This window comes from Pseudomonas sp. SJZ078, from assembly GCF_007828255.1.
Lineage (GTDB): Bacteria > Pseudomonadota > Gammaproteobacteria > Pseudomonadales > Pseudomonadaceae > Aquipseudomonas.
In genome coordinates, this window is sequence record NZ_VIUG01000024.1 from 16,515 (window position 1) to 29,707 (window position 13,193).

Consider the following 13,193-nt stretch of genomic DNA (forward strand, 5'->3'; position numbering starts at 1 on the left):
AGGTCCTTTCGCTGGCATCGACGGGATGAATGACCGGTTCGCTACGATCGGTTGATCAGGACGGATCGTTGCCCAGCACGACGTTCAGCGCACTGCGTGCATCGTCCAGTTGCACCAGGGTGGCATGGCGGGCGCCGAGGGCATCACGGTTCTCGATGGCGGTGAGGATCGCCTTGTGCCGTGGCATCGCCAGTTCATGCAGGTTGGGCCGTTGGTTGGAATGCTTGAGCGCTTCGGCGATGGCCACCGACAACATGTTGCACAGGTTGGCGAGCAGGTCATTGTGGGTGGCGTCGGCGATCCGGCTATGGAAATCCAGGTCCGGTTGCAGCAGGGCTTCGGGCGTCGGTGCCGCGTCCATGCGCTCGTAGGCTTCGCGGATGGCGGCGATGTCGGCGTCGGTGGCGAACTGTGCGGCCAGGGCGGCTGCGGCCGGTTCAATGATGCTACGCACGCTGGTGAGCAAACCGAAGAACTCGTTCTGCGGGCTGCTCTGCATCAGCCAGTGCAATACATCCGGATCGAGCATGTGCCATTCCCGCCGGGCCTTGACCACCGTCCCCACGCGCGGCCGCGAATACACCAGGCCCTTGGCGACCAGCACCCGCGTGGCTTCACGCAGTACCGGACGGCTCACGGCGTATTCTTCGCAGAGCAAGGCTTCGGCGGGCAGCTTGTCATCGGGCTTGAAGCGTCCGGACACGATCTGCATGCCCAGTTCCTGGACGATGCGTGCGTGCATGCTTTTGCGGTCGGAGGGTTTGCGGTAATCCATGGGGTGCGGCGCGATCCTGTGGAGGAGATGCTACGCATGATAGCAGGCGCAGCGAGGGCGGGTCGCTAGTGCGATTGTATGTGAGATGCAGATCCCCCTGTGGGAGCGAGCCTGCTCGCGATGGCGGCGAGTCAGCCGACATGGATGCTGGCTGACAGTGCGCTATCGTCGGATCGGCGCCCGGAGCAAGCTCGCTCCCACATGGGATTTGCAGGGTCAGTGGGAGTGTCGCGGCACCTCGGCGCCGCGGCAGCCCACCAGGAAGTCGAAGTCGCAGCCCTGGTCCGCTTGCAGGACATGGTCGATGTACAACTGACGGTAGCCGCCCACCAGCAGTTGCTGTGGCGGGGCCAGGTCGGCCAGGCGGGCGGCCAGTTCGGCGTCGGAAATGTCCAGGTGCAGGCGGCCGCTGGCGCAATCCAGCTCGATGAAATCACCTTCTTTCACCGCTGCAAGAGGACCGCCGGCCGCAGCCTCCGGTGCCACGTGCAACACCACGGTGCCATAGGCGGTGCCGCTCATGCGTGCGTCGGAAATCCGCACCATGTCGGTCACGCCCTGGGCCAGCAGCTTGGCCGGCAAGCCCATGTTGCCCACTTCGGCCATGCCCGGATAACCCTTGGGTCCGCAGTTCTTCATTACCAGAATCGAGTCGGCATCCACATCCAGTTCCGGATCGTTGATCCGCGCCTTGTACTCGTCGAAGTTCTCGAACACCACCGCGCGACCTCGATGCTGCATCAGCTCGGGGGTGGCGGCGGAGGGCTTGAGCACCGCCCCCAAAGGCGCCAGGTTGCCGCGCAGCACGCAGATGCCGCCGTCGGCGCGGATCGGGTTGTCCAGGGTGCGGATGACTTCGTCCTGGCCGTAGATCGGCGCATCCTTGGTATTTTCTCCGAGGCTCTTGCCGTTGACGGTCAGGGCATTCGGGTGAGGGATCAGATTGGCTTCACCGAGACGACGCAATACGGCAGGCAGGCCACCGGCGTAGTAGAACTCTTCCATCAGGAAGCGCCCGGACGGCTGCAGGTCGACGATGGTCGGCATGCCCCGGCCGATGCGGGTCCAGTCGTCCAGGTCCAACTGCACGCCGATGCGCCCGGCGATGGCCTTGAGGTGGATCACCGCGTTGGTGGAGCCGCCGATAGCGGCGTTGACGCGGATGGCGTTTTCAAAGGCTTCCTTGGTGAGGATCTTCGACAGCTTCAGGTCCTCACGGACCATTTCCACCGCGCGCATGCCGGACATGTGGGCCAGCACATAGCGGCGCGCGTCCACGGCCGGAATCGCGGCGTTATGGGGCAACGACGTGCCGAGGGCTTCGGCCATGCACGCCATGGTCGAGGCGGTCCCCATGGTGTTGCAGGTGCCGGCCGAGCGGGACATGCCGCCCTCGGCCGCGAGGAAGTCGTCGAGGGTGATGGTGCCGGCCTTCACCTGCTCGCTCAATTGCCAGACCACCGTGCCGGAACCGATGTCCTGGCCCTTGTGCTTGCCGTTGAGCATGGGGCCACCGGTGACGACGATGGCCGGTACGTCGCAACTGGCGGCCCCCATCAGCAGGGCGGGGGTGGTCTTGTCGCAACCGGTGAGCAGCACCACGCCGTCAATCGGGTTGCCGCGAATCGCCTCTTCCACGTCCATGCTCGCCAGGTTGCGGGTCAACATGGCGGTAGGGCGCAGGTTCGATTCGCCGTTGGAGAACACCGGGAATTCCACCGGGAAGCCCCCGGCTTCGATCACGCCGCGCTTGACGTGCTCGGCAATCTGCCGGAAATGCGCGTTGCACGGGGTCAGCTCCGACCAGGTGTTGCAGATGCCGATGATCGGCTTGCCATGGAATTGATGGTCGGCAATGCCCTGATTTTTCATCCAGCTGCGGTACATGAAGCCGTTTTTGTCGGCAGTGCCAAACCATTGGGCCGAGCGCAGGGAGGGTTTTTTATCAGACATGATCGATTCTCTTATTGTATGACTATATTGTTCCGGATGAAGCGTAACATAAGCGCAATTTGCACGCTTTGGAAGTGTTGTTGGGTAAATAGTATTACTATATAGTCCAGCTCAATGGAGGGATTGTCCTGGCGTGCATTCGCGAGAGAAATCCCCCGTGGTTCCATAACAACAACAATCGGAGACCGGTCCCATGAGCCAGGAATTGCGGCTTATCCGTCGCATCACGCTGAAACTGATTCCCTTCCTGATCCTGTTGTACCTGATCGCCTATGTAGACCGCTCTGCGGTGGGCTTTGCCAAGCTGCACATGGGCGCCGACCTGGGTATCGGCGATGCCGCCTACGGCCTGGGCGCAGGGCTGTTTTTCATCGGTTATTTCCTGCTGGAGATTCCCAGCAACCTGATGCTCGAACGGTTCGGTGCCCGGCGTTGGTTCGCCCGGATCATGATCACCTGGGGCGCGATCACCATCGGCATGGCGTTTGTGCAGGGCCCCCACAGCTTCTATGTGATGCGCTTTTTGCTCGGCGCCGCCGAAGCCGGATTCTTCCCCGGCGTGCTGTACTACATCACCCAATGGTTCCCGGTTCGCCATCGCGGCAAGATCCTGGGGCTGTTCATTCTTTCGCAGCCCATCGCCATGATGATCACCGGTCCGGTGTCCGGCGGCTTGCTGGGCATGGACGGCGTATTGGGCCTGCACGGCTGGCAGTGGTTGTTCATTGTCATCGGCCTGCCGGCGGTGTTGCTGACCTGGCCGGTGCTGCGCTACCTGCCGGATGGCCCGCAACAGGTGAAGTGGCTGGACCAGGCCGAGAAGGACTGGCTGACCGGTGAGCTGAAAAAGGATCTGCAGGAGTACGGCCAGACCCGCCACGGTAACCCGCTGCATGCCCTGAAGGACAAACGGGTCTTGCTGCTGGCGCTGTTCTACCTGCCGGTGACCCTGAGTATCTATGGCCTGGGCTTGTGGTTGCCGACGCTGATCAAGCAGTTCGGTGGCAGTGATCTGGTGACCGGATTCGTGTCTTCAGTGCCGTATATTTTCGGCATTGTCGGATTGCTGATCATACCCCGCAGCTCCGACCGCTTGAATGATCGCTATGGTCACCTGGCCGTGCTTTATGTCTTGGGCGCCATGGGGCTGTTCCTCAGTGCGTGGTTGTCGGTGCCGGTGCTGCAACTGGCGGCGCTGTGCCTGGTGGCGTTTGCCCTGTTTTCCTGCACGGCGGTGTTCTGGACCTTGCCGGGACGTTTCTTTGCCGGCGCCAGTGCGGCGGCGGGCATCGCCTTGATCAACTCGGTGGGTAACCTGGGTGGCTACATCGGGCCGTTCGTGATTGGCGCGCTGAAGGAATACACCGGCAACCTGGCCTCTGGGCTGTACTTCCTGTCCTGTGTGATGGTGTTCGGCCTGGTGTTGACCGGCGTAGTGTATCGCCTGCTGGAGCGCAGGCATGTGCTGCCGGCCGACCAGTTCGCGGCCAGTGCGCGGGGGGCGACGCGTACCTGATTTTGATGGCTGTGGCGGTCACTGTGGGAGCGGGCTTGCTCGCGAAAGCGGTGGGTCAGCTTGCATAAATATTGACTGTGCCACCGTCTTCGCGGGCAAGCCCGCTCCCACAGGGGATTGGCGGTGTGTTCAAGGTTTGTTTACAAGGAGAGATCCATGCGTTTAGTTCAATTCGAATTACCCAACGGTGAACGCCGCGTCGGTGTGGTCGAGGGCGATCAGGTGCGCGAAGTGCTGGGGGCGCAGACTGTGCGTGAGCTGGCGCTGGCGGCCATCGAGGCGGGTGTGAAGCTTGCAGAGCAGGTCAATGGCCTGGGATTCGGCGCCGAGTATGATTACCCGCGGTTGCTCGCCGAGCTGCGGATCCTGCCGCCGCTGGATCACCCGGACCCGGCGCACCTGCTGGTCAGCGGCACCGGCCTGACCCACCTGGGCAGCGCCTCGGCCCGGGACAAGATGCACCAGCAGGCTGGCGACGAAGCCGCCATGACCGACACCATGCGCATCTTCAAGTGGGGCGTCGAGGGCGGCAAGCCCCAGGCCGGCCAGGCCGGCGTGCAACCGGAATGGTTCTACAAGGGTGACGGCAGCATTGTCGTCCGTCCGGGTCATCCGTTCCCGTTGCCGCCGTTCGCCGAAGACGCCGGCGAAGAGCCGGAAATCAGCGGCCTCTACGTCATCGGCCTCGACGGCAAGCCTTATCGCCTGGGTTTCGCGGTGGGCAACGAATTTTCCGATCATGTGATGGAGCGCAAGAATTACCTGTACCTGGCCCATTCGAAACTGCGCAGTTGCAGTTTTGGTCCGGAACTTCGTGTCGGTGAATTGCCTCAACATCTTTCCGGAAGCAGTCGTATCCTGCGCAACGGCGAAGTGCTGTGGCAGAACGAATTCCTCAGCGGCGAGGCCAACATGTGCCACAGCCTCGAAAACCTGGAATTCCACCATTTCAAGTACAGTCAGTTCCTGCGTCCGGGGGATGTGCACGTTCACTTCTTCGGCACCGCGACCCTGTCGTTCGCCGATGGCATCCGTACCCAGCCGGGGGACGTGTTCGAAATCAGCCAGGCCGAATTCGGCGCGCCGCTGGTCAACGGCATTGCCCCGGTGGACGCGGCGTTCAACCCGGGTACTATCGGCACACTTTAAGAGGAGACTTGCGATGAACCAGATCCTTGGTCACAACTACATCGGTGGGGCGCGCAGTGCGGCCGGCCAGACGCGTTTGCAGAGCCTCGACGCCAGCACTGGCGAAGCCTTGCCGGGTGATTTCATGCAGGCCACGGCTGAAGAGGTCGATGCAGCCGCCAAGGCGGCCGCCGCGGCTTACCCGGCTTACCGCAGCCTGAGCGCCGTGCGCCGGGCCGAGTTTCTCGAGGCCATCGCCGATGAGCTGGATGCCTTGGGCGATGCGTTCGTCGCCGTGGTCTGCCGTGAAACCGCGTTGCCTGCGGCACGGATCCAGGGTGAGCGGGGTCGTACCAGCGGGCAGATGCGCCTGTTCGCCAAAGTCCTGCGCCGCGGCGATTTCTACGGCGCGCGTATCGATCGGGCCCTGCCGGAGCGCCAACCGCTGCCGCGCCCGGACCTGCGTCAGTACCGCATCGGCCTGGGCCCGGTGGCGGTGTTCGGCGCCAGCAATTTCCCGCTGGCCTTTTCCACGGCTGGCGGCGACACCGCGTCGGCCCTGGCGGCCGGCTGCCCGGTGGTGTTCAAGGCCCACAGCGGCCATATGGCGACCGCAGAGTGGGTGGCCGATGCGATCATCCGTGCCGCCGAAAAAACCGCGATGCCGGCCGGCGTCTTCAACATGATCTACGGCGGTGGCGTCGGTGAGTGGCTGGTCAAGCACCCGGCCATCCAGGCCGTGGGTTTCACCGGTTCCCTACGGGGTGGGCGGGCCCTGTGCGACATGGCCGCCGCGCGTGCGCAGCCGATCCCGGTGTTTGCCGAGATGTCGAGCATCAACCCGGTGATCGTCCTGCCTGAAGCGCTGGCGACCCGCGCCGACAGTATTGCTCGCGACCTGACCGCCTCGGTGGTGATGGGCTGCGGTCAGTTCTGCACCAACCCGGGCCTGGTGATTGGCATCCGCTCGCCGCAGTTTACGGCCTTCACCCAGCAGGTCGCCGCGCTGATCGGTGACCAGGCGCCACAGACCATGCTCAATGCCGGTACCTTGCAGAGTTATGGCAAGGGCTTGCAGAAGTTGCTGGCTCACCCGGGCATCGAGCACCTGGCCGGACGCCCACAGCAGGGCAACCAGGCCCAGCCGCAGCTGTTCAAGGCCGACGCCAGCCTGTTGATCGAGGGGGACGAGGCGTTGCAGGAGGAGGTGTTCGGCCCGACCACCGTGTTCGTCGAAGTGGCCGACCAGGCGCAACTCAGTGCCGCGCTGAACGGCCTGCATGGTCAACTCACCGCGACCATGATCGGCGAGCCGGATGATTTCCAGCGGTTCAGCGAATTGACGCCGTTGCTGGAGCAGAAAGTCGGCCGGATCCTGCTCAACGGTTACCCGACGGGTGTCGAGGTGTGTGACTCGATGGTCCACGGCGGCCCTTACCCGGCCACCTCCGATGCCCGCGGCACATCGGTGGGTACCCTGGCCATCGACCGCTTCCTGCGGCCGGTATGCTTCCAGAACTACCCCGACAACCTGCTGCCGGAACCCCTGAAAAATGCCAACCCGTTGGGGATCCTGCGGTTGGTGGACGGAGTCCCGGGCCGCGAAGCGCTTTGACCGTCGCAGGGTGGCAGTTCCATTGAGGTTCGATGGACTGCCGCCATCGTCGGAACGCCGCCCGGAGCAAGCCCGCTCCCACATTTGATCCTGGGTGAATGCAGGATTTACACACGCTACTGATCCCCTGTGGGAGCGGGCTTGCCCGCGAAGGCGGCGGAATATTCAGCATCAGTGCAAGCTGATCTACAGCTTTCGCGAGCAATCCCGCTCCCACAATTGTCTTGGGTGAATGCAGGATTTGCACACGCTACTGATCCCCTGTGGGAGCGGGCTTGCCCGCGAAGGCGGCGGAATATTCAGCATCAGTGCAAGCTGATCTACAGCTTTCGCGAGCAATCCCGCTCCCACAATTGTCTTGGGTGAATGCAGGATTTGCACACGCTACTGATCCCCTGTGGGAGCGGGCTTGCCCGCGAAGGCGGCGGCACATTCAGCCTCGATGCCAATTGACCCACCGCCATCGCGGGCAACCCAGCCCTCACCCAAGGGTTCACGCCGTGAAGTCGCTGGCGTGCAGTTCCTTGACGCCGACCAGTTCGAACTCGAACTCGGCGGTAGCATCGGCGTCGACGCTGCCGTAGAGAATGCCGTCGGCAAAGCGCAACTGACCGGTGGCATTGGTGGCGTCGAAGGCGTTACTGCCAATGAAGGTGAAGGCATCGATAGTGGCGGTCAACGGGTTGGCGTCCAGTCCGGTGAGATCCAAGTGGTCCAGTTCGGCGCTCTTGAAGCCGTTGATCACATCGCGCAAGGTTCCGGTGCCCATGTCCGCCAGTGCTCCGAACACGTAGGTGTCCGCGCCGGTGCCACCGGTAAGGTTGTCGGTCCCGGCGCCGCCGATCAAGCGGTCATCCCCCGAGCCACCCACCAGCGTATCGTTGCCCGCGCCGCCATCCAGGATGTTCCCGGCGCTGTTGCCGGTCAGGGTGTCGGCGTAGGCACTGCCAGTCAGGTTCTCGAAGTTCTTCAACGTATCGAGGCCCGAGCCTACGGTGTTCTGTTGCGCCGACGTCGAGAGCGTCACGGTCACCCCCGCCAGCGCCTGCGCGAAGGACACCGTATCGTTGCCTTCACGCCCGTCCAGCACGTTGTTTCCGGCGCCGGCGAACAACGTGTTATCCAGCGTATTGCCCGTGCCGTTGGCCGCATCGGGCGTGTCGATATACAGGTTCTCGACGTTGCTGGTGAGGGTGTAGGTCGCCAGGCGGCTGTGCACACTGTCGATGCCCCCGGACAGTGCATTGCTGTTGGTCTCGATCACCGTGTCGCCGGTATTGTCGACATAGTACGTGTCATTGCCATCGCCACCGCTCATGCTGTCGTTGCCGGCGGCTCCGTCGAGCACGTTGTTGGCGATATTGCCGGTGATGAAGTTGCGTCGTTCATTGCCGGTGCCATCGATCTCCGAGACGCCGGTGAGCACCAGGTTCTCGAGATTGGCCCCCAGTGTCCAACTGACCGAGGCCTTTACCGTATCGATCTGTGAGGTCGAGGTGTTGGTTTCCACCACGCTGTCGAAGGCGTTATCGACCACGTAGATGTCATTGCCATCGCCACCGGTCAGGGAGTCCGCCCCCAGGTCGCCATCCAGGGTGTCGTTGCCCGAGCTGCCCACCAGGGTGTCCGCCTGGTCGGTACCTGAGATCATCCCGCCCTGGTTGGCGTGGTCGAAAATGTCCTGCACGCTGTTGTTGTCGTTGGGATCGCCATGGAAGCCCAGGTCGTCGGCGATGTAGTCGGCCAGTCGCTGGCCGACGATTTCCGCCGATTCCTCGTGCAGATGCCAGACGTCGTCCGGGTACACCAGCGGATCGACTTCGTAGCGCAACGGCAGGTCAGTGTAGTCCACCGCCAGCTTGACGTCGGCGCGCTCGGCCGCCATGGCTTCCTGGGCGGCGCGGACATAGCCGACACCTTCGACAATCGCGGCAATCTTTTCCTCGGAATAGCCACGGGCTCGCGCCGCATCCTGCTCGTAGTGACCGGTTTCCATCAGGTACACGTTGAAATTGCCGAGCTGGGCATGCAGGTAGTCGAACACCTTCAGTGTCGCGGCCTTGTAGGCAGCGGCCGCTGCCTGCTTGTCGGTGGCGCGGGCAATCTCCTGGGCGCCTTCTTCGCCCTGGCCCCAGATGATGCCCATGGTGACGTTATCGATGGCCTTGAGTTCGCTGAGCTGGTCCTTGAGCAATGTCACGGCGCGCAACAGCGCGGGCCCGGGCTGGTTGGTGTCGGTCAGCCACCAGCACAGCTTCAGCTCTTCGGGGCTCAGTGTCGACAAGCCGTTGACGGTGCTGCCGCCCACCGCGATATCGATGCCATTGCCGTCGGCGTCGGTGAACTGGCTGCGTACGTCATAGGTGGTGTAGCGGTCCAGGTCCTTGACCAGCATCGAGGTGCCGGATTGATCGTCATCCTCGGTCATGCGCAGTAGGCGTGCATTGGATTGGCCGAGGGTCGGCAGGTAGAGGATGTCTTGCTGGGCGCGCTCGCCGAACACGAAATCACTGGCGGTCAGGGTGTTGAGGTAGTTGCCGTTGAGGGCGATCTCGAAGCGGTTGCCATCGGCGTCGGCTTCGGCGGACTTGATGTAGGTCTTGTCGCCGGCCGAGTTCAGGGTCATGTACAGCGTGCCGTTGGTGCCGTCGCCAAGGCCGGTGAAGCCCAGGCTGGACACGTCGATCTTGTCCACGCCCACGGTAAAATCATAGACCGTGTCGGTGGCCGTCACGCCACCGGTGTCGTAGTCGCGGTAGCTGTCGAGCACGTTGGTGTAGCGGAAGGTATCGGCGCCATCGCCGCCGTACAGCGAGTCGCGTCCGGCGCCGCCGTCGACGATGTCCGCGCCGGTGTCGGCCTTGATCGTGTCGTTGCCGCCCAGGCCGAGGATCAGGTCCGCGCCGGCGGTACCGTTGAGGGTCTCGGCGCTGCTGGTCCCGGTGATGGTGTTGGCCGGTGCGTCGGCCACCACCAGGGCGAAGTTGTCGCTGACCGAAGCACCCGAAGGATCGGTGGCCTTGACCAGCACGTCATAGCTACCGGATGCGGTGCTGGTCGGCGTGCCGCTGAAGGTCAGGCTAGTGGCATTGAACGTCAGCCACGCGGGCAGGGCCCTGCCGTCGGCGAGGGTCGCGGTGTAGGTCAACACGTCCTGGTTGGCGTCGGTGAAGCTGTCGTGGGCCACGGTGTAGCGGAACGGCGTGCTTTCGCTGGCAGTCTGGTCGAGCAGCGGAATGGCCACCACCGGCGCCACGTTACCGGGGTTGTTCTGGTCGGCGAACACGAAGTGGTTGGCCGTCAGGCTGCTGACCAGGTTGCCCGCCAGCGACACTTCGAAGCGGTTGCCGTTGGCATCGACGGTCAGGTCCTTGAGGTAGGTGCGGTTGGACGAGGCGCTGTAGGTCAGTTGCAGGGTGCCATTGAGGCCGTTGCCCAGGCCGGTGTAGCCGAGCGCCGAGACGTCGATCTTGTCGGCGGCCACGTCGAAGTCGAGGATCTGGTCACTGGCGCTGGTGGAGCTGGTGCGGTAGCTGTCGAGCTTCGAGGTGTAGCGGAACACATCGGCACCCGTGCCGCCGGTGAGTTTGTCCACCCCGGTACCACCGACCAGGATGTCGTTCCCGGCGCCGCCATTGAGCGTGTCGTTCCCGGCGCCACCGAACAATTGTTCGTTGGCCGCGGTGCCGGTCAGCGTGTCGTTGTTCGGCGTGCCGTTGATGACGACGGAGGTGGGTACATCCTGCACGGCGAGGGTGAAGCTGTCGCTGACGGTGGCGTTGCTGCCATCCGTGGCGGTGACTTGTATGGAGTAGGTGCCCGAAGCGGTGTCGCTTGGTGTCCCGCTGAACGTGCGCGTGGCGGCATCGAACACCAGCCAGCTGGGCAGGGCGCTGCCGTCGGCCAGTTTGGCGGTGTAGCTGAGGCTGTCGTTGTCCGGGTCGCTGAAACTGTTGGCCGGCACTACGTAGCTGAACGGTGTGTTCTCCGTCGCGCTCTGGTCCAGCAGTGGGGTCGCCACCACCGGCGCATGGTTGGTCGGCGATGACGTTGCGAAGACGAAGTTGGCACTGGTCAGCGTGTTCAGGTAGTTACCGTCCAGTGCCACTTCGAAGCGGTTGCCATTGGCGTCGGCGGTCAGGGACTTGATGTAGGTCTTGGTGCCGGCGCTGTTGAGCACCAGGTACACGGTGTCGTTCTTGCCGTCCCCCAGGCCGGTGAAGCCCAGGGCCGACAGGTCGATCTTGTCGGAGGCGACATTGAAGTCGGTGATCAGGTCGCCCAGGTTGACGCCGCCGGTGTTGTAGTTGCGGTAGCTGTCCAGACGGTTGGAAAACACGAAGGTGTCCGCCCCGGCACCGCCGGTGAGGGTGTCCATGCCGGCCCCGCCGTCGAGCTTGTCATCGCCGGCGCCGCCACTGAGGCTGTCGTTGCCCGCCAGGCCGAGCAGGGTATCGGCCGAGTCGCTGCCCGCCAGCGAGTCGTTGCCGCTGGTGCCGGTGATCACCCGGTTGAAGATGAAGTTGTTGGCCGTCAGGGTGCTGGCGAGGTTGCCGGAAAGAATCAGTTCGAAGCGATTGCCGCTGGCATCGGCGTCGAAGTCCTTGATGTAGGTGCGGTCGTTGCTGGCGCTGTAGCTGACCTGCAGGGTGCCGCCCCGGCCGTTGCCCAGGCCGGTAAAGCCCAGGCCGGCGAGGTCGATCTTGTCTTGGGTGACGTCGAAGTCGGTGATGGTGTCATCGAAGCTGGTGGTCGCGTTGCGGTAGCTGTCGGACTGGCTGGCGAAGCGGAACGTGTCGGCGCCCGTGCCGCCGGTGAGTTTGTCGACGCCCGCGCCGCCCACCAGGATGTCGCCACCGGCGCCGCCGTTGATGGTGTCGTTGCCGGCGCCACCATAGAAGATCTCGCTGGCGCTGGTGCCCAGCAGCGTGTCGTTGCCGGCCGTGCCTTGTACGGTGGTCATCGGTTCCGTGGCACTGACGTAGCTGCCATCGCCATAGATCAGCGTCGCGCCCTTGCTGGTGTGGCTGATGGTGTTGGCGATGATCGCGTTGCGATCGGTGCCGTCCTCGTTGCGCTCGGCCACGCCATAGGTCGACAGATCGCTGCCGCTGATGAGGTTGCCCTGGATCGTGTTATCGCTGCCGTTGAAGTACTTGCCGGAGACGCCCAGGGTGTCGTCGTAGGATTGGATGATGATCTCCGGGACCGCGCCGCCCAGGGAGTTGTTGTTGAGGGTATTGTCCAGGATCTCGACGTGGTTGCTGCCGTAGATGCGTACCCCGGCGCTGGCGTTGTCGTGGATGTCGACGCCGGTGACCGTCACTTCGCTGGACAGTTTGATCAGCACGCCTTCGGCGCCGTTGCCGTACACCTCGCCGCCGGTGATGGTGATGTTGCTAGGGGAGGGGATGTTCTCGCTGCCGCGCTGCACCACGATGCCGTTGCCGCCGTTGTCATAGGCAACGTTGTTGGTGAGGGTGAAATCGTGGGTGCTGGTGACGACGTTGAAGCCGTGCCGGTCATTGTCGTAGGCGACGTTGTTTTCGAAGGTGCTGTCGCTGAGGAAGTCGGCCACGAAGCCGTCCAGGCCATTGCCATGGGACACGCTGTTCTTGATGACCATGTTGACGGTCTGCTCGTGGGGGTCGAAGCCGTACCCGGAGCAGTCCTTGATCTCGACGCTGTCGATGGTGACGTTGGAGTCGTAGCCTTCTTCGCCGGGAATATAACCGTTGAACCAGCCGTCGATCTTGCCGGTGGTGTGGTCGCGGTTGCCGTCGATGGTGAGTTGGCTGATGCCGAAATCATGGGTTTCTTCGCCATAGGCGGAGCGGATGACGCCGGTGATCTTGGTGTCGGAGCCGTCGGCCACCTTGACGGTGGTCTCGCCCATGCCGTCGCCATACAGGTGGACGTTGCTCTTGAGCATCAGGCAACCGTCGGAAGGTTCCTCACCCCCCGAAACGATGTAGGTTCCGGCCGGCACATACACCTCGCCCCCACCTGCCGCTGCCGCCGCGTCAATCGCTGCCTGGATGGCCGCGGTGTCATCGGTAATACCGTCTCCTTTGGCGCCAAAATTTTGTACGTTGAAAATCATGAGCTTATCTCCGTATCGGGCTGGAACCACGGCAGATGCCAATATTCCATCGGCGACCACAGGGTTATGACCTGACGGAGCGGGAAAGTTGTGACCGAATGTC

General features: G+C 63.3%; 6 protein-coding genes. 3 read left to right on the forward strand and 3 right to left on the reverse strand.

Features of this window, described 5'->3' with window-relative positions:
• Window positions 1-55: 55 nt before the first annotated feature.
• Both FBY02_RS19730 and FBY02_RS19735 read right to left on the reverse strand, forming a co-directional pair.
• Window positions 56-775, reverse strand: coding sequence for a FadR/GntR family transcriptional regulator (locus FBY02_RS19730; protein ID WP_041024160.1), 720 nt, complete (start codon window positions 773-775; stop codon window positions 56-58).
• Window positions 776-991: 216 nt separating this feature from the next.
• On the reverse strand, window positions 992-2,728 hold the full coding sequence (locus tag FBY02_RS19735) for an IlvD/Edd family dehydratase (protein WP_144929896.1): 1,737 nt from the start codon (window positions 2,726-2,728) through the stop codon (window positions 992-994).
• A gap of 193 nt (window positions 2,729-2,921) precedes the next feature.
• On the opposite strand from FBY02_RS19735, the gene FBY02_RS19740 reads away from it, so the two are divergent.
• From FBY02_RS19740 to FBY02_RS19750, 3 genes are all read left to right on the forward strand, one after another.
• A complete protein-coding gene (locus FBY02_RS19740) occupies window positions 2,922-4,244 on the forward strand; it encodes an MFS transporter (protein ID WP_144929897.1) in 1,323 nt (440 codons plus the stop codon).
• Window positions 4,245-4,400: 156 nt separating this feature from the next.
• Window positions 4,401-5,393 carry an AraD1 family protein gene (gene araD1 / locus FBY02_RS19745; RefSeq protein ID WP_144929898.1) on the forward strand — a complete coding sequence of 331 codons (993 nt, stop codon included), beginning with the start codon at window positions 4,401-4,403 and terminating at the stop codon, window positions 5,391-5,393.
• A gap of 13 nt (window positions 5,394-5,406) precedes the next feature.
• The gene (locus tag FBY02_RS19750) at window positions 5,407-6,987 is read left to right on the forward strand and encodes an aldehyde dehydrogenase (NADP(+)) (protein ID WP_144929899.1); all 1,581 of its coding nucleotides are present in this window, start codon (window positions 5,407-5,409) and stop codon (window positions 6,985-6,987) included.
• A gap of 493 nt (window positions 6,988-7,480) precedes the next feature.
• On the opposite strand, the gene FBY02_RS19760 is transcribed toward FBY02_RS19750, so the two are convergent.
• Window positions 7,481-13,090, reverse strand: coding sequence for a putative Ig domain-containing protein (locus FBY02_RS19760; protein WP_144929901.1), 5,610 nt, complete (start codon window positions 13,088-13,090; stop codon window positions 7,481-7,483).
• Window positions 13,091-13,193 lie beyond the last annotated feature (103 nt).